The 17986-nt window shown below is 63.2% G+C and carries 15 protein-coding genes and 1 pseudogene; 10 read left to right on the plus strand and 6 right to left on the minus strand.

From position 1 onward, the window contains the following. Positions 1-19: 19 nt before the first annotated feature. Complete coding sequence (locus ASE78_RS11750; RefSeq protein WP_056497368.1) at positions 20-478, minus strand: DUF805 domain-containing protein; 459 nt, start codon at positions 476-478, stop codon at positions 20-22. A 25-nt stretch (positions 479-503) separates the two neighbouring features. Then, positions 504-1382: pseudogene (locus tag ASE78_RS11755) on the minus strand (ATP-binding protein); the annotation flags it as partial. Between the two features lie 275 nt (positions 1383-1657). On the opposite strand from ASE78_RS11755, the gene ASE78_RS11760 reads away from it, so the two are divergent. Then, positions 1658-2032 carry a hypothetical protein gene (locus ASE78_RS11760; RefSeq protein ID WP_056497371.1) on the plus strand — a complete coding sequence of 125 codons (375 nt, stop codon included), beginning with the start codon at positions 1658-1660 and terminating at the stop codon, positions 2030-2032. Positions 2033-2346: 314 nt separating this feature from the next. On the opposite strand, the gene ASE78_RS11765 is transcribed toward ASE78_RS11760, so the two are convergent. Further along, complete coding sequence (locus ASE78_RS11765; protein ID WP_056497374.1) at positions 2347-3294, minus strand: hypothetical protein; 948 nt, start codon at positions 3292-3294, stop codon at positions 2347-2349. Between the two features lie 1016 nt (positions 3295-4310). Between ASE78_RS11765 and ASE78_RS18750 the strand changes: the two genes are divergently transcribed. The 3 genes from ASE78_RS18750 to ASE78_RS19245 all read left to right on the plus strand — a co-directional run bounded on the left by ASE78_RS18750 (position 4311) and on the right by ASE78_RS19245 (position 6321). Then, the gene (locus ASE78_RS18750; protein WP_156351486.1) at positions 4311-4469 is read left to right on the plus strand and encodes a hypothetical protein; all 159 of its coding nucleotides are present in this window, start codon (positions 4311-4313) and stop codon (positions 4467-4469) included. Between the two features lie 397 nt (positions 4470-4866). After that, positions 4867-5775, plus strand: coding sequence for a hypothetical protein (locus ASE78_RS11775; protein WP_056497380.1), 909 nt, complete (start codon positions 4867-4869; stop codon positions 5773-5775). A 267-nt stretch (positions 5776-6042) separates the two neighbouring features. Beyond that, positions 6043-6321, plus strand: a complete 279-nt coding sequence (locus tag ASE78_RS19245) for an NADPH-dependent FMN reductase (protein ID WP_200911048.1) — start codon at positions 6043-6045, stop codon at positions 6319-6321. A 651-nt stretch (positions 6322-6972) separates the two neighbouring features. Here the strand turns inward: ASE78_RS19245 and ASE78_RS11785 are convergent. Next, positions 6973-7791, minus strand: a complete 819-nt coding sequence (locus tag ASE78_RS11785; protein WP_056497384.1) for an alpha/beta fold hydrolase — start codon at positions 7789-7791, stop codon at positions 6973-6975. A 138-nt stretch (positions 7792-7929) separates the two neighbouring features. Beyond that, positions 7930-11157 (minus strand): hypothetical protein, encoded by a 3228-nt coding sequence (locus ASE78_RS11790; RefSeq protein WP_156351488.1) that lies wholly within the window; start codon positions 11155-11157, stop codon positions 7930-7932. A 138-nt stretch (positions 11158-11295) separates the two neighbouring features. Here ASE78_RS11790 and ASE78_RS18970 point away from each other — a divergent pair, with 138 nt between their 5' ends. The 5 genes from ASE78_RS18970 (at position 11296) to ASE78_RS11815 (ending at position 16359) form a co-directional block, all read left to right on the plus strand. Beyond that, on the plus strand, positions 11296-11598 hold the full coding sequence (locus ASE78_RS18970; protein WP_056497388.1) for a putative quinol monooxygenase: 303 nt from the start codon (positions 11296-11298) through the stop codon (positions 11596-11598). Next, on the plus strand, positions 11595-12485 hold the full coding sequence (locus tag ASE78_RS11800) for a sigma-70 family RNA polymerase sigma factor (RefSeq protein WP_056497391.1): 891 nt from the start codon (positions 11595-11597) through the stop codon (positions 12483-12485). The genes ASE78_RS18970 and ASE78_RS11800 overlap by 4 nt, the downstream gene beginning before the upstream one ends. A gap of 140 nt (positions 12486-12625) precedes the next feature. Further along, entirely contained in the window at positions 12626-13708 is a 1083-nt protein-coding gene (locus ASE78_RS11805; RefSeq protein WP_056497396.1) for a hypothetical protein, read from the plus strand. Positions 13709-13924: 216 nt separating this feature from the next. Continuing rightward, positions 13925-14731: a GIY-YIG nuclease family protein gene (locus ASE78_RS11810; RefSeq protein ID WP_156351490.1), complete on the plus strand. Its 807-nt coding sequence runs from the start codon at positions 13925-13927 to the stop codon at positions 14729-14731. A 311-nt stretch (positions 14732-15042) separates the two neighbouring features. Beyond that, on the plus strand, positions 15043-16359 hold the full coding sequence (locus ASE78_RS11815; RefSeq protein ID WP_056497403.1) for an RES domain-containing protein: 1317 nt from the start codon (positions 15043-15045) through the stop codon (positions 16357-16359). Positions 16360-16741: 382 nt separating this feature from the next. Here the strand turns inward: ASE78_RS11815 and ASE78_RS11820 are convergent, their stop codons facing one another. After that, positions 16742-17137: a LysR substrate-binding domain-containing protein gene (locus tag ASE78_RS11820; protein WP_056497405.1), complete on the minus strand. Its 396-nt coding sequence runs from the start codon at positions 17135-17137 to the stop codon at positions 16742-16744. 143 nt (positions 17138-17280) lie between these two features. On the opposite strand from ASE78_RS11820, the gene ASE78_RS11825 reads away from it, so the two are divergent. Next, positions 17281-17913: a hypothetical protein gene (locus ASE78_RS11825; RefSeq protein WP_056497407.1), complete on the plus strand. Its 633-nt coding sequence runs from the start codon at positions 17281-17283 to the stop codon at positions 17911-17913. Positions 17914-17986: the final 73 nt, after the last annotated feature.

The following is a 17986-nucleotide window of genomic DNA, read 5'->3' on the forward strand; positions in this document are numbered from 1 at the left end:
AGGCCGCGCGCCGCTGCAACTAGGCGAAGACATCGGTATCGTCGAGCCGGCCATAGGGGTCCTTGGGATCGGCGCCGAAGCGGTTGGGGCCGGGCGTGCCGGGCAGGATCATCAGCACGATCTGCGCAACCCATACGAAAAAGCCGACGAGCGGCACGAGGCTCAGGACATAGAACAGCAACAGCCACCAGCCGCTCATGTCGCGGTCGTGCAGCCGGCGGACCTGCACCGCGAGCGAGGGGATGAACAGCCCGAGGCCGATCAGCCCGAGGATGCCGAAAACGCCCAGCATCGGACCGTTCACGTCCTGCGAGGGGGCATCTTCCTGCAGCAGCGAAAAGGCCCCGAGGGTGCCGAGGATCGTGCCGAGAACGGCGAAGATCAGCACATAGCCGAGGACGAACATCCAGAGTTCCTTGCGACGCGACCGACCACGGAAATCGGCGTAGCGTTTGAGCGGCAGCAGCATCCAGTACATCGTCGGGACTCCTTGAGCGGATCGTTCAGTTGACCGGCGCGCGCCGGCGATAGCCGAGCGCCTCGGCGACATGGGCGCGGCCGATCGTTTCCACCCCCGCCAGATCGGCGATGGTGCGCGCGACGCGCAGGACGCGGGTGTAGCCACGCGCCGACAGCCGCATCGCCGCCGCCGCCTGCGCCAGCAGGGCGCGGGCACCGTCGTCGAGTGCTGCCGCCTGCGCGAGTACCGCGCCGTCGGCCTCGGCATTGGTGCGCGGGCCGTCGGCACCATAGCGGGTACGCTGGACCGTTCGGGCGCGGGCGACGCGGGCGGCGACCTGCGCCGAGCCTTCCGCCGGGGGCGGCAGGACGAGGTCGGCGGCGCTGACCGCCGTCATCTCGATCACCAGATCGATCCGGTCGAGCAAAGGCCCCGACACCTTCGCCTGATAGTCGGCGGCGCAGCGCGGCGCGCGGGCGCAGGCGAGCGCGGCGTCGCCCAGATGGCCGCAGCGGCACGGATTCATCGCCGCGATCAACTGCACCCGCGCCGGAAAGGTGACATGGGCGTTGGCGCGCGCGACGCTGACCTCGCCGGTCTCCAGCGGCTGGCGCAGCGAATCGAGCACGGCGCGCTGAAATTCGGGCAGCTCGTCGAGGAACAGGACGCCGAGATGCGCCATGCTGATCTCGCCGGGCTTCACCTTCAGCCCGCCGCCGGTCAGCGCCGCCATCGATGCGGAGTGATGCGGCGAGCGGAACGGGCGGGCGCGCGTCATCCGCCCGCCGGTCAGCGTGCCGGCGACCGAGGCGACCATCGACACCTCCAGCGCCTCGGCGGCGTCGAGCGGCGGCAGGATGCCGGGCAGGCAGGAAGCGAGCAGCGACTTGCCCGCCCCCGGCGGCCCGACCATCAGCAGATCCGATAAGGCTACACCGCTCTTGGCACAAGTTTTGAAGCACTCCGAAGGTCGACGCGCCACTGGGATTAGGCGTTGCAGAGCGACGACGGTGATATATGATCCCTCCAGCTCGCGTTGCGAGCTTCGACGGTATCATGGCCGAACCATCCCGTGAGATCACGGGTGAAAAAGGACGTCGTCGACTTCACCAACCGCGAATCGCGGATGGGGAGTCGCGCGAGTCCATCCGCTCCTGCTCGCTCCCAGCCGCTATTCGGAGAAGCAGAAAGTGCAGCATGCAGATCGATCCCTACGAACAGCGTCTCTACAATCTGAAGGACCGGTTCGACCGGCAACAGGTATTCCGCCAAGACCTAGAGGACCGACTCGCGCATCGGCTGTTCCGCCTTCGCGGCGGCACCGATGAGGAACTAATGCGCGACAGGCCGTCGCAACGATGGCTCCTGGCGTGCGAAGACGCTTGTCTCGAAGACGCTCGTGCAGTCGAATCGCTAATCGAGGACGCCCTTGATGAGCAGAAGTCGTTGTTGGATCGCGATGAGCCCCTGGCAGGGTATCGGCTCAGCGAGATCGAGTGCAGCATCACCGAACTCGACGAAGAACTGAGCGACGCCAACGGCGATCTCGGTGACGAACGCGGACACGTCTGACCGTAATCCGCGTAGCGCCACACCCGCAGGTCCCACGACCTGCGGGTGAAGGCGGAGTCGCGCTCACACCCCGGTTTCGCGCCCTATCGCAGATGAGGCTTTTCTCAATCATTCCCGCACTAGCAGCGAACCAACCTGCATCTCATCCCAATCTCCGTCGGTCCAAATGACTTGCGACCGATCGGTCGAGGAGATGCGGCATCCTGTGCCAATGTTCACAGGCGAGTCGCGCCGTAGCAGGTCAATATAGCTTCACCAGAAAGCTGTTGTGATCATTCCACCGGCTTCCTCCCGAAAGGAAGCATAACCTAGCATCATGGCGACGGCGCCTTCCGACGCTTTGGTGGCAAAACCTTGGAACTGACGGTCCGCACGGAAATGTTCTGAATGCTGCCGTTTCGCCGGCGCAGGCGGTCGAGGTATCCCAGCGGAGTGTCCGCCAGGCCCGTTAGGTGCTTCGGGCGGACGGGATCGGTGCCGTCAACTACCGCGAGGCCTAGCATCGATGCCGCTCCCGATGCCTGCGAATACCGCTCGCGCCATTCCGACAACCGGTTTCGCGCTGCCTTCATCCTGTGATCGATCAGATCGCGAAGCGACAGGTGAACTTCGCCAAGCTGGGCGACGTAGCCGCGTACGATCGACTTGAGGTCCGGCTCGACGCCGGCTTCGTCGAGCTCCTTCAGAACCGACGCCTTGAACTTCTTGTCCTCCCGCAACAGCGCAAGATCGAGCTTGATGCGGTAGTTTGCTTCCAGTCGACGGTCGCCCCCTTCGTCGATCCAATGCGGCTCGTATGAGAACCCGTGGACCGGCATTCCCCGATGCTGGGAATAATTGCGCATCGCCTCCATGACCCGATAGTCGAGGGATGCATCGTAGCGATCAGCGAAGAGCGCATCCACGGCTGCCTTCACTACGGCGTCGCCGGGATGCATCGCGCTCATGTGATGCTTCACGTGATCGACATAGGTCCTTGCCGCTGACATGAGGTTGAGCAGCCTCCTCGCAAAGGCGAGCTGGTCGTCCAGCATGTCGTGCGCGGACTGGAACCCTCTCAGGTTCGTTACCAGCGCCCGGTCCAGCAGCTCGCGTTCCAGCTCCAACAGATTCTCGAGAAGGAGATCGAATTTCTGCTCGAAGGCCACCAGGTGCTTGAGATCGGACATCGCCGACACAAGGTCGTCCGCTTCGCTCGCGCTGATCGGAAGAACGTGGTGGGCGCCGAGAGCCCAGATCGTCAGACCAAAACTCTTGCTCACGCTCTAGCGTCCAGGATCGACGGGGTGGTTGTGGAATGCCGCCAATATCGACGTCTCCATGTCACTCATACTAGTAAAATGAGCATCGTCTGCCTCGAATTTGAAAAAGGCGATGCACGTGGTGGGTCAAAGAACATCACGATCTTTGAACACGATGGCGATGAGGTTCGAAGGTGGGACAACTGTGCGTTTTGGTCGGCGTCCTCGGCACCGACAGGCTTCCTCGTGCCTGCGGGACAGGACTTCTCCTTTTTGTATGATGGGCCCACCTCCGAAAAGTTGGCTCGGTGCCAGCTGACGATCTGATCGGCGGCGCCAAGCGTGCCAAAATTGTGATGAAGCGGATGGCAGCGCGTGTGCCGCGGGAGCTGCTGAAGGGACACGCCTCCAGCACGTTGAACTGATCCGGCGGCGCTAGGGGGATCCCGCGTTGGCCGCTCTGGTTCAGAAGCAGTCACCAACAATGCCGGTCTGCAAAGGCGAGGCCGAAGAATATGGCCTGCGAGGGCGTTGGCCGATCTTCAGTTCAGCATGCTTCGAACCCAGGGGCGCCGACTCATGCCGAAGCGAGGCAATGAACGAAGTAGCTGCTTAGTAGATACTGGAGGAAATTGAAGGTGAATACGAGGGACATCGACACGGTGCGCCGCGGGAACGCGGCAATGAACTTGCTAATCTCGGGCCCGACGTTTCTCGGAGCCTTGGACCCGGCCTATGTGCTCCCTGGCGCCGGAACCGGTTTCACAGAAACGGAAAAGCGACAATTCAGCGCAAAGCTCATCCACTCTAATCGCAGCATGGTCTTTCAAGAATACTCGATGAAGGCGGGCAAGCTGGCATAGGATCGTCTTCACGTCGCCGAAACCCATAGCCAAGGCGCTTCGTGGTGTAGCGATTGCACGTGCTGGGCGCCCAGCCCGTCCGCTGAAGTCATCCTTGTTCCGTTAAACGAGGACTCGGAAGGGCACCTTGTCAATCGCGGCGGCGCTCTTTAATATGTCGCCTCTCTCCCCTCGATGACGCAAGAGGGTATCGTCCTCGCCGCGGAGCGGCTGGCAGGCATCGCCGAGCGCCTCAAAAAAGACGATTACGCCGGGCAAGTTCGCGACAAACTCCCCGGTCGCGGGCTGCGATATTGGCAGCGTGAGGGCTTCCGCTTCCGATTGGACAGTTGAGCGACCGGCCCGATAATGATGCCGACTAGCTCGAATGAGCAAAATTCTTAAAGACCGCTCTTCAGCTTCTTGACGGTGGCAGCGTTCATACCCGCACGGTCGAGGCACTTCTGCCCCTCCTTGTCATCCATGAGCCACTGCCGCTGTCGCGCTAGAAGGACACCTCGACCGATCTGGAAGCCACTTCCGCCGACCGGACCGCGACGCCGAGTTCAAAGTCGATGCAATGCTTGCGCCTCGAGCGCTCGAACAGCGCTGCAATCTCGACGTCGAACCCGATCGAGACACTCGAGGACCGTCTCCCTAGCCTGGCAGACTCCCTAGATGACGGTGCGATTGCGGCGCAGGGCTTCGCCCACCATCTACGCTGCAATGAGGGAGGGAATGCGTGGCCGATATGAACGTTCCGTTGGTCATTCAGCTGCAGCAGGCCGCAATGGACGAGAGCGTTAGCGCGTCGTCGCTGCTGCTCAAGGCAAAGCTGGTGGCCAGCAAGCTCGGGCTGGCAAATTCCGAGATGGCCCAGTGGATCGGTCACGAGCTCGACGGCTACGCCGGTGCCGGCGCAGAGCTTCCGCTGTGCAGGTTGCTGACCGTCGAGCCGTTCGCGATCAACCCATACCGAGGCGAGGTCCCGGTCCAGGTCGGACATCCCGCGGCAGACGTCCTGCTGAAGGTTCTATACGAGCTCCCCTTTACTAACCCCGTCGGAGAGATCGAGGCGCTGATCGCGAAGGGAGAAACCTCGGGCCTCCGGGTTCCTTTCCCGTCGGAGCTGCAGCACCTCGTCTCGGAACTAGCCGGCATCAACTTTCCGCTGAGATGGCGGCTGGGACCGGGCGTCCTCGCGGCCATCCTGCAGGCGGTTCGAACGCGCACGATGGAGTGGGCGCTCCAGCTCGAAGCCGGCGGCGTCGTCGGCGAGGACTTCAACTTCACGCTCACAGAAAAGGCGACAGCCATGACGATCACCAACCACATTACGAACAGCAACGTCGGCACGCTCGGCAACGTCACCGGCGGAAGCCAGGTGACCAACAACCAGAACGTGTCTAACGTCGTCGCGATCGACAAGCTGGCAGCGTTCCTGGACCAGCTCCGCCCGGCGATCCCCGCTCTGCCGGCCGACGTTCAGGCGTCGCTGGAGGAGCCTGTGGCGGTCCTGTCGCACGAGGTCGAGGCGAAAGAGCCTTCTCAGTCGAAGATCCGTGCCGCGCTCACCTCAATGAAGACAACATGCGAAGGCGCGGCGGGCAACCTGATCGCCTCAGGCGTCTTGGGCCTGGTCGGCCCGCTGCTCGGCTGATCCGAGCGGCCGGACGCCGTCGGCCGGCCAAGCCGCCTGACGTCGACCCTTCGATACGGGATTAGCCTTCACAATGAACAACCCTCCAAGCCTATATGGGAGATGTCCTGTCCCCGATCCATTTGCGTGAGGCGAAAGCCGGCCGGTAAGTTAATCCCATTGGATCTAGGAATCCTATGGTAAACCCAGGATCAGCGACGCTGCGCAGAATGGCGACTTCGAGAGGCCAGTGGTATTTTGCTGGCACTTCAGTCAATGGCAGTCTTTATGAAGATACTGGCTATATCGGGAAGCGCCCGTGCAGCATCTACGAATACGGCGATGCTGCGTTCAGTAGCCTCCGTCTTCAAAGAGGAGTATGACATTGAGGTGTTCGACGGGATAGCCGCTCTGCCAATTTTCACTCCAGACCGCGAAGGTGAAAGACTACCCGAAAAGGTGCAGCAGTTCGCCGCCTTGGTGGAGGCAAGCGACGCGCTCATCATCTCAAGCCCGGAATATGTTCATGCAATTCCGGGGGTCTCAAAAACGCCATCGATTGGCTAATATCCCGCAGCGAGATTATCGGCAAGTCCATCGCCATTTTGCATGGGTCAGGCCGCGGCGACGACATGCTTGCCCAGCTTCGTTTGGTCCTCTCTACAGTTTCCGAGCGGTTCTCTGCGGAGGCATTTCTCAGTATAGACTTGCTGGGTCTTTCACCCGAGGAAGTCCACGCAAAGGTTACCTATCCGTTGCACGTCCAACAAATACGTAACTTTCTGTCGATTGTGAGCCGAAACCATCGGACGGTTTAGGAGCGCCGCAGATCAGCGTGACCGGCCTTGATTGTGCCCTTCGGAGCAAAGCGTTTCAACTAGCGAGTGCCTTGAGAGACGGCGCAGACGTTCCGGGTGGCGGCAGCCCCGTTCCTCGCTGATAAGATCGGACGTTCCGCAGATCTCATCCTGCTGTCATTGACCGGCCATCGACCGCAGAGCCGGAGGAGGAGATCGAGATCGTGTTCGAAATGACCGCCGCCTTCATGAAGCACATCGTCCGCATTTCGCGCTGATCACCGGGAGATCCGCGCTAGCATCGACGTCCCCAAAAGGACTCGCTGGGAGCCTCCGAGCGGTGCCCAGCAGCATCTTGGGCGAATTGCGCCGTCGATCATCTCGACTGACAGGCAGACGACGATGTGGAGGCGGACACCCGCTATCCTCGGCAGATCCGTTTCAGCAAAGCCGCCACTATCGCCTCAGGCCGATCCTCCTGCACTAGATGCCCGCATTCGGGGACGACGGAGCAGTCGCGCTCGGAGATCAACGCCGCCAAGGCGATGCCCTTTTCGACCGGTATCCATTCGTCGTCCCTGCCCCATAGAACGGTGACAGGGCATTCCATCCGGCCATAGCAGGCCTCCACCTCGTCGGTATGCCTCTGATCCATCTGCGAGATCTGGCGATAGAAGGCAGGCTGGCCGACCGGCCCGAGCCATGGCGCGCTGTAGATTTCCAGCGCTTCGTCGGACAACGGGTTGTAGGCCGCCGTCTGCAGATATGACCGCAGCATCGCCCGATGCATGTAGTCAGGCATGCCCGCGAAAGCCGCTTCGTGCTTGCGGACGTGCTGCACGAACTCCGAACCCCATGGAGCCAAAGCGACGGCGTCGAAGATCGTCAGGGACGCATACCGCAGGCCGTTCAAATAGTATGCCCGCAGCGCCGTAGCGCCGCCGAAATCGTGAGCCAGCACGTCAGGTCGTTCGATCTGCCACTCGAAGAACAGGGCGGCAAGCACTTGGTTCTGCACGGCCAGCGACACGTCCTGGCCCTCCCGCATCTCCGACAGACCGTATCCGACGAGATCGAAGTAGTAGATGGTTCTACGATCGACGAAATGCGGCACGATCCGGCGCCACACCTGCGACGAGAACGGTGTGCCATGGATCGCAACTAGTGGAGGCCCCTCTCCGACCCGGCCCCAACGAACCGCATTTCCATCAACGATAGTGGTATTAGGGAGCGCCAGCATCACTCAACTCGCTTCGCAAACTAGCGGGATCACGCCATACTAGCAGCCTTGGCATATGCGGCGCGACATCGAGCCTCGAGATCCCGGGACGCAGTCGACCTTCGAATGTCCGGTTGATGCTTGGCATGCGCGCGACCTCTAGGAAAGCGTGGCGTCAATCACCGCGACCTTGATCAAGCGATCAGGTCCAGACAGACCGACCGCCTGGGCCTGAAGCGTCGACCGCAGCCCTGCTATCGTCGTCTCAGCGTTCGGCTTGCGCCCGGCGACCTGCTGCGACTCCCACTGCGGGCAGACATACCAACCCACGACATAGAGTCCGACCCCCGAGCCCGTGGACGCGAGATAGCGGTCGACCAGCTGCGATTGCATCGCGGTATGGAGGTCGTCGTTCCAGCAACCCTTCACCTCCACGGTCAAGTTCGCGATCGGACGCCGCCCGCCCTCCGAATCGGCTCCGGTGAAGGCCTGGACCTGGATATCGGTGCGCTGTCCCGAGGTGTCGTTCAGCCTGGATCGAAGCTGCACCTCGCGATCAGCCACGACGGCGCCCCTGACGAGGTCCTGCCGAAGATGATCGACGAGGACGTCGGAAAGGAAGTTCTCGTCCTTCGGTTTTGTTGGTGAGCCCTCTGCGCCCTCATTCCAGAGCGCGCGGACGATCGGATCTCGGCCCTTCAGCCGATGCTGAAAGCGGACGAGCGACTCCATCACCACTTCGAGAAGATCGCGGTCTCCGAGAACCAGTCGAGCGTCGCTTCGGCGAACCAGCGCTAGGACGGCCACGACGTCGACCGGCGGCACGTCGTCGCGCCCGCCGGCCGTCGCCTGTATGGTCAAAAGCCGCCAGTCGAGCATCGACCTGACAATCGGTTCGACGTCGTCCTCATCCGGTCCGGCACCAAGCTCCTCGCCTTCTTCAGCCCCTCCCTCCCGCGAGCTCTCCCACCAATCGGGTGCCTCCCAACGCTCGTAGCCCCTCGGCATGGTAAGGCCGGCGATGGCGATGCGCTGTATCTCCGCGGGGGTGGCCCCCTGCTCTCTAAGATGACCGTAGGGCGCGCCGCCGCTGCCAAGCGCCACCTCTGTGGCTAACGTCGCCCAGATCGACGCCAGCGGTCCATCGAGCGCAGCCAGAGCCTCTTTCACGAGCCACGGGAGGTCGTCGTTCTCAAGCAGGAAGCACGCTTCGAGGAGATTGCGAGCAGCATCGACGCTGGTCGGGCTCAGCTTCGCCACAATGGCGATGAGCGCCCGACGACGATCCGGGGTGGCGGTCTTGGGCAGGCCGCGCTTGTGGAGCGGGAATGACCAACGCAGCCATGGTTCGACGGGCGGGAGTCTCGATATAAACCTCGCCAACGCCGCCATGGTCGACGCGTCGTCCAAGTGCGCCAAGGCGCGCGCAGCGACACTCTGCGCAATAATCAGATGGTCGTCACTCGGCTCTACGATGCGTCGGACAGCGACTTCCGCGACCGCATCCAATACCTCGGGAAGAGCTGAGGGGTCGAGAGCTCGCAGGAAGCGGAGCACAAGAAACGACTGCTTGCCCATAAGGGCGCCAGGCTTAAGCCGGCCAACGACCTCACCCGGTGCCAGCAGCGTCTTCATCGCGATCGACAAGGCGGACAGGCGCAGGTCCTCGTCCGGCTCGTCCAGCAGGCTCAAAGCGAGTATCGCATCCCGCGCTCCTTCCGGTGCCTCCGCAAGCGCCGACAGCGCGGCGCGTCTAACCTTCGCGGGCTCGCTGCGATCCACCGCAACGGTCACGCAGTCGGCGACGGGCACGCATCCCGTGTCCGCGGCCATTCGAGCGGCGAAGGCCCGAACCGCCGGATTCTTGGCCCTGTCGCTGACGAACGACGCAAGAAGTGGAGCCAGTCCGGGACTCGCGACCAGGACAAGGTCTCCGGTTGCCTCCAACTCGTCGACGTCGAGACGGTCGGCGGCCGCTTGCGCAAGCAGTCGATTGGCGAGGTCGAGGCGCTGCCCCGGCGTTTCAGCAGGTATGCCGGACCTGAGCAGCACCTGCGGATCGAACTCTACGAACCGCTCGAAGTGAGCGGCGTCAAGCGCGCCCAGCCAGGAGGCGACGTCGATCCGATTGGCGCCGACAAGACCGCCAGGCGCGAACAGAAGCGGCCGCGTCTGCTCTGGCGACGCGCCGCGTTCGAGCAGATAGGTGGCTGCCAGGAAGCTCGCGAAGCTGGGATGAGCGAAGGCAAAGCCTGCTGGGCCGATCGGGCGAAACAGGGAGGTTCCCACCACCTCGCGCACCGCGCTAGCTGTGACGTGAACCTCGCCGCGAGTGGTGTGCTCGACCCCGCCTGCGACAAGGTCAATGTGCAAGCCCGATCCCGACGGTTCGCTCCCGACATCTATCCGGTCGTGCCCACCGAACGTCGTCAGCGCTGCAACGCGAGCTGCCACCGCGAGGCGGTCGGGCATGTCCAGGTGGCCGATCAATCCGGGATTATTGCCACCCAAGGCCCCCAGACGCCCCCGGCTGCCCTCTCGAAGCAGAGCGGCACAACCCGCCCGATACATCTCTTGGCGGCGCTTTGGGAGATGTCCGTCCTTCTTCCAGAGACCCAGGAGCATCTTGAGCGTCGGGGGACGGGCTGCCAGCGGCGCCACGCGGAGTCCCTCCACCGCGGACAGGAAGTCGTCCGGGTCGATTGCCTCGGCTCTGGCCGCGATCATGACGTCCTCGGCGCGCAACGGCGCCAAGGCCAATTCCTCGAAGCTATCAGAGAACTTTTCGGCGAGCAGCCCAGCGAGGCGGTGGACGGCAAATTCCGACCTGACCGAAATCCGAAGACGGACACGCCTGATGTCGTCCAGCTGCGACACTGCCCGACGCAGGGTGACGTCCAGCGTGGGATCAAGCATCAGCGCTTCATCCAGGCCGTCCAGAAAGATCGTCGGACCTGCACCCGCGACCAGGCTACCGAACAGCGCTGCTACATCGACGAGTCCATCAGCGAGATCGACGAACTCCACCTCAGAACCGCCGCCGCGCAGCCGCTCGACCTCCTGCCGAATCGCGACGGTCTTCCCGGCACCCGATTCCCCGCGAAGGAGCAGCGCTCCGATGTCCGACAAGTCCTGCAGCGTGCTGGGCTCGGGATGACCAGTCGCCCCTGCCAAGGAATGCAGCTCCGGAGAAAACAGTCCGCGCGCACCCGTTCCGGGAACGTCATCCGCCGACAGCCACAGCCTGCGCCAGCGGTAGGGTTTCTCGCTTCCCGACAATTCGACCCCCTCCAAACTCACAATCGAACGCTGGCAGCGCCCACTTCCCCAGCCACGTATTCGCTGCGCCTTTCGAAGGTGGCTACTCAGCGTGCGCAGCTGCCACATCCGGCGCGCTAGTCGCGAGCGCGACCGATCGATTGTCGCAGCTTACCATCACATGATATTTGCCGACCGCTTTGGTCGGGTGTCACAAACGGCAACATCAGATCGTCATCATAGTATCCACGGAAAAGGAAAGCTGTAATGATCGGACTGATTGTCACCCACCGCGCTCAAGCCGGCCAACGCGCATCGTTGGTGGACGCGTGGGAGCGCCACATGCCATCCGCCATCTCTGCCAACCCCGGTCACGTCGCCTACAGCTACGGTCTCGGAGACGACCCCGATGCGATCATCGCAGTCCAGATCTACCGCTCGCCAGCGGACGCCGAGGAGTTTTTACGCACCGACGCATACCGCGAATATCTCGATGCCTCCCGACATTTGCTGGCGCACGAGCCCGAGCTGACGCGCTTCACGCCGCATTGGATCAAGGGGATCGCGTGAGTGTCGAGATTGCGCAACTGTTTGACGAGGCTCGACCAAAGCTGCTCGGACTGGCCTACCGGATGGTCGGCACCTACGCCGAAGCGGAGGATGTCGTCCAGGACGCGTTCGCGCGCTGGCTTGCAGCCGATCATGACGCGATCGAAAATCATCAAGGGTGGCTGACCACCGTTTGCACGCGGCGCGCGATCGACATGCTGCGTTCAGCAAGACGCGTGCGAACCGAATATGTAGGGGCGTGGCTGCCCGAACCCCTGCACGCGCAGACAGCTATCGACGAGGGTGAGGCTGGATCCCTCGAGACAGCTCTGCTGCTCGCGCTCGATCGCCTGTCTCCGCGCGAACGTGCTGCGTTCCTGCTCGCCGACGTCTTCGGCGTATCCCACCAGCAGATCGCGGAGACGCTCGGCATCGGGGAAGTCGCCTGTCGCAAGCTGGCTTCGCGCGCTCGCGCCAAGGTGAGGGACGGCAGATCAAACTCTGTCGCCCCATCGGAATTGAACCGGGGCATCCTGGCCACGTTCGACCGAGCGCTGGAAACGGGTGACGCCAGCGAACTCTCCGAACTGCTTGCCGAACACGTGACGCTCGTCGCCGATGGCGGCGGCAAGGTCCGGGCGGCGCTGAAGCCATTGATCGGCCGCGGTGCGGTCCTGGATTTTGCAGCTCAGGCGAAGGATTGGTGGAGCCCGTATCATCGGAGCCTTGAACGTATGGCGACTGGCGAAGCCTTGGTCATCCGAAACGGCTCGACGGTGATTGCCGTGCTATGGGTCGGGCCGATCGGTGGCGACGGACTAGCGGACAGGCTCTACGTCATGCGCAACCCGGCAAAACTCGGCACGATCACCTCTGTCGCACAGCCGCGATCCGTCGCTGTCCGATGAGCCTCCTCGATCGACGTGCCCCGCCTTCCAAGCGTTCCGCGGGCGTTTCACCGCCGAGGACCATCTCGCGCGGGACATCCAGGTCCAACCTGGCGGGACTTCGCTTGAGATTTTTAAGCGACTGACCCTAGTTAGCGACGATGTATTCCTGGATAGATGCCGCAGCGATCTCTCGGATCGATAGCGCAACGCTCGCGCACGGGCGGCTGGACGGCGATCTCGGGGAACTCGAACAGCTGGCCGTCCTTTTCAGGCCTCCCTTTCTCAAGGCACTTTACGAGGCGCTCGCACCGACGACGTCGCAGGGGAGACTGACGCGTGCGCTCACGATCAAGCTCGGCTGGATCGACAAGATACCGCTTGCGGCGACGAAGCGGTTCATCGAGCGCGTGGAACTCGGCGATTTGGCGATTTTCGCGTTTGAGCAGACGGTCACTTCGGATAGTCGGCCCGCCGGACCGGCGAAGGCGCGCGGTGTCTTCGCGCAGGCTAAGGTCGTCCGCGCGCTGCACCGCATGCGTCGACCCGTGGTTCCGGCCGCGCCTATAAAAGACAGCACAAGCCGAGAGCTGGAACTTCTAACCGACTGGCCGAAGTTCACGCTCTACAAGTCCTCGACATCCAACGACCCACTGGCCACCGGCGTGGATCTGCGGGGCCATGCGTTGGGCGCCCTACCCTTCGGTTGGTATGTCGCCGCGCCATGCGACCCGCGATCGCGGCTGGGAACGCCACCGCTTCCCTGGTCATCCTGGTGGATGGCGGGACCTCCGATCAAGTCGGCTCCAATCGACGTCACCTTCGGATCCTTTCTCGTCGCGTTGCTGCAGGGGACGCCGATCTCCACGGGAACCGGTGAACTGAACGTTGGGCACTCGTTCGCGTGCGCCACCTACCCACCAGCTCGGACAGGGGACGGTTGGGACCGCGTGTGCGCCGAGGTGCTCACACTCGTCGAAGAGGGGCACGCGCCGCAACATGTATTCGGTCAGAGCAAGACCAAGATCTCTTCCGTCGAACCGATCCTGCACAGCTTCCTATCGCGCAAACAGGGGCTGATGCACCTGTTCCCACGATACGCCTGGTGGCGCCCGGACGACGGGCATGGCCCGGTGTTCGAAAGGACGGGCGACGGATGGCGAAGAGACCATCCCGCCGAACGTCCACCGACCGGGGAGGGCATGCCGGTGCTCATCATACACTCGATTGTTCCAGAAGGTTGAAGCGGAAAGCTGCGCCAACCCTGCACACATCCGAAACCTAGCACCAAACTCGGGGGGGCCCGATATGCGATGCAGTCGCGATGACCGGCAGGGTTGCGGCAGACCTGCGTTCCGCTACGCTCACCATGGGCCCGTCCGACAGGAGAAAGTCCTCTGCCGATCGAACGCAACGACGTCGCCTTCCCTCTTTGGCGAAAGAAGGTGGATGGGACCTTCGTGCGCCTCGGTGTCACGCCGATACCGCTCTGGGTGGATCGGATGTGGGGCGTCGCACCCACATTCTCGGCCGTAAAGGGGCGGAGCGATCCGAGCGCCTCGATCACCTGCACCTTTCAAGGAGAGATGTTCAAGGCGGAGATCGTTCCGCACCGCGAAGCGCGGCAGTTCCGCCTCTTCCTGCAGGAGGAGCTGCGCGCCGCGCTCGCTCGAACGTTCCTTATGTCCTACATGCGGGAGCTGGACACCAAGCTCGCAGGTTCCGCGAGCGGCGGCGCCGCGCGCCGACGCGTCGAGGACGCCGAGCGGGCGTTCTGGGAGTTTGCCGATCTCGAATTCGACACGTCGAACCGAACGATGCGCATCGTCGCGCACTACGTGCAAAAGCCGGACTTTCCCCACCTTTTCGCGCGCCTCGCCGGCTCTGCGCCGATGCGGCGGATCGACGACGAGCTGGGCGGAAAGATCCGGCCTCGCATCCACAAGCAGCCATGGCGGCCGCGGGATCAGTATCTGATGGAGATCGGGGCGCGCAACGTGGTCTACATGCTCGCCGACTGCGCGAATCACCTGATCTACGTCGGCGAGGCGGACGACATGGTCGCCCGCTTCCGTCGAGGGCATGGGCCCATCCCAGACTGGACCCACTACCGCTACGACCTGCTTCCTCCGGAACTCGCGACGATACGGGTCACCATCGAGAGACAGCTTATCTGCGACGTAGACGCGATACTCGGGGGATGGGCCGTCGGGCTGCCAACCCATCCCGGCACCTTCCGGATGGTGAACACGAAGATTGATCGATAGCTGCTGATCCGCCGCGACCTCGGCGCGGCACGTAGCTGCCGGACCTGCCGCAGCCGAGACTTCGGCGACAGCGTGAGGTTGCCGTGCCGGCGCGGCATTAAAAGCACTCAGATCAATCCGACCAGTCCGCACAGTCCGAGGAAGCAAGTGCAAGTCCGGGCGTGAAATGGTATCTTCGGCGACGACGTTGGGGACGTCGCCGTGATGACGGAGGGGCAAGAATGCGATCACGCAAACGTAGCTGGACAAATGAACCCGGCAAGAGGCGCGGCATCAACGCCGCAGCTGGCGCCAGGGGAGCCATCTAAGCGGTGACGCTTGTCTGTCCCGAGTGCTTCGGCGAAAAGGGCCTGAAGCGTCGCATCGAAGGCATACGCCCCGGCTACGACGAAGGACCGTGCGACTTCCATCCCCGGCGCAAAGGGGTGCCGGTCGAAGCCGTCGCGGCGATCGTCGACGAGGTATTCCGCAACAACTACGGCTTCAGCGAAACCGAGGCGTTCTTTTCGAGCGATCCGGACGACGACCGCATCTATCACCAACCCACCGGCACGGACTTCCGGGAAACGGTCGAGTCGCTGACGAAACCGTCCGAGGACGGAGCGTTCGACGCGCTGTGCAGCCAGCTGATCGCGGCGGACGACTACTGGCCGCCCGACGGGGGGGAGGCGTTTTACAGTGAAGACGCCCACTACGGACCCGTCCGGGCAAGCGACGGAGGCAACGGCCTCCTGTGGCAACGCTTCTGCCAGGACATCGTCCATCGAAGGCGGTTCTTCAACGACGACGCCAGAGGCGCGCTCGCCACGATCTTCAGGAACGTGCACCTTCTGCAGGACCTTCACCGCAATCCCGCGGTATACATGCTCGCGCCAGATGAGGCCGGCGACCTCCACCGCGCCCGCATCGTCGACGAGGCCGAACTGCAGAAGATCTCCGACGATCCGGTCGGCAGGATGGGCGCCGCCCCGCCGAAGGTCGGCCGCGCCAACCGAATGAACCCGTCCGGCGTGCGAGCCTTCTACGGCTCCTTCGACCAGAAGACCTGCCTCTCCGAGCTGCGCCCGCTGGTGGGCGACCGCGTGGCGGTGGCCACGTTTCGGCTAAGGCGCCCGGTCTGCGTGCTCGACCTTACGCGCTTCGGAGCGGGACCGAAGGAACTGAACGTCTTCGCGAAGGACCACGCGCGCCGGCTCGCGCAGTGGCGCTTCATGCAGCGGTTCATGAGCGAAATCGCGCGACCGATCCTGAAGTCGGACGAACACCTCGATTACGTCCCGACGCAAGCCGTCGCCGAGTTCCTCGCGCACGAGCTCGAGGTCCATGTCGGCGGGAATGAGCGCCGGATCGAGGCCGTCATCTACACGTCCGCACAGCGCTCGCCGGGCAGGAACATCGTTCTGCTCGGCCACGCCGCGCTCGCGGAAGCGAGCGACGCCGCGGTCAGGAAGGCGGCCAAGACGCCCCCTCCGTCGAGCTTCGAACTGAACCTGCTCAAGCCAACGATCCCGCCAGACCCCGGCATATCTCTCGCCGAGCGGTCACTGGTCGTCCTCAGCATAACCGGCGCCGAGTTCACACCCGGCGATGCAGCTGGACTTCGCGACGTCATCAACCCGGCGTTCTAGGCCTTCATCCAAGCATTCCCGGCTGGCATCGCCTAGAAGCTGTTCAAGTCGTCGATGCGGCACAACAAATGCCCAGTTGCCCAACGGCCGCGACTGGTGCCACCCGACGCACGCGCTAGACATCGTTCGGGACGCGAAGCGGCGCGCGCAATATCTCATATGCTGCCCGCACGCTTCACCACCAGCGCACGCGCGGCTCCCTAGGCCGCGGCCTAGCGCTCGACGGATCGAAAGGATCACGGCCGTTCACACCGCGGCAGTCCTGTCGGAACTGTCAGGCCGACACGCGACCGCAAGCACTGCGCCGGACGCGACGACCGTCCGAGCGGTTGAGCCTGGTCTCCCGCCCACAACCTTCCAATCGAAAATCAGACGGGTCCCGTCAGTGCGCACGGAGCGCATCGACCCTACCGTGGCGAGCCAGCAGGTCGAGCACCACCCGCACCCGCTCCGGAAGCCCTTCCGAGCGACCTACGCCGACAGCGTGAAAGGCCTCGCTCCGCAAAGGCTGCACGTCCGGGAGCAATCGGATGAGCCGGCCCGTCTCCAGATCCTGCTGAACGGTGAATGCGGCGAGCACCGCCGGGGCGACGCCGGCCAGCGCGAGCTGGCGGATCGCTTCGCCGTCGTTGACACGAACGTGTTCTGGCGGATCCGTCGATGCGCGCAGCCAGCCCCCGGCCGCGCGCTGATATGAGAAGCCGAGCCGATCGTGCGCCGCGAACTCCGCAAGCGTCGCCGGAGCCCCGTGCCGATCAATCCAGCCTGGCGCGGCCACGGTGATGGCTCAAACGCGACGGACACGGTTGAGAACATGTAGAAGTAGTCCTGCGCTTCGGCAGCGATCCGCAAGGCACCGTTAACAAGAATTCGGCAGAGTGTGATTGGAATGAGGAGTTGAACCTCAATGGGATTTGAAAAATGATTCAGAACGTATTCGAACTTCTTCACGATGCAAGCGCGATCATGCTCAGCAGCCTGGACGCCGCAGGCCTTAAAAAGATGTGGGAGGAGCGCCAGCTGACCGTCCGTAGCCACACCCGTCAACGGTCGAACGAACCCGCGCTATTCTTCGTCGGCTGCGTGGCTCGGACGCGAGGCGGCCTCCGCGTTCCGATCGAACGGAGCATCGTTCTCGGAACCAACGAGCGCTACGATCCGCAGGACATCGCCGAACCGTTCATCAGCGCATTTCGACGCGTCGCTGCGATCGCCGCGTCCGTGACGGAGCGAAAGGCGGGTCTGAGGACCGCGACAGAGCGGGCGGTCGCCGACGGCATCCGAAAGGGAGCCCAATGGAGCCTTATCGACATCGTTGAGCGTCCGGTAGCCGTCATATCCGAGCGTTCCGACATCGAGATCTACTTCGACGTCTCAATGACCATGATCATCGAGCAGGATCTCGGCTTGGACGTGTGCATCATGGACGCGTGGGACAGCGAGGAGTTCACGACCTATCTGAATGGCTCGGTCCTTGACGAGCAGATCGAGCTCGCCCGGCGCCTGCAGGCGACCGGCGTTAAAAAGGCGATAGTTCTTCCGGAGGATGCGTGACGCCAAGCGCGATTTGAGGCGCTGGCCGATCTGCACAACGATCGATCTACGCTCACGGCCTTCGATCGCTAGC

Origin of the sequence: Sphingomonas sp. Leaf25 (assembly GCF_001421635.1) — a bacterium.
GTDB lineage: Bacteria > Pseudomonadota > Alphaproteobacteria > Sphingomonadales > Sphingomonadaceae > Sphingomonas.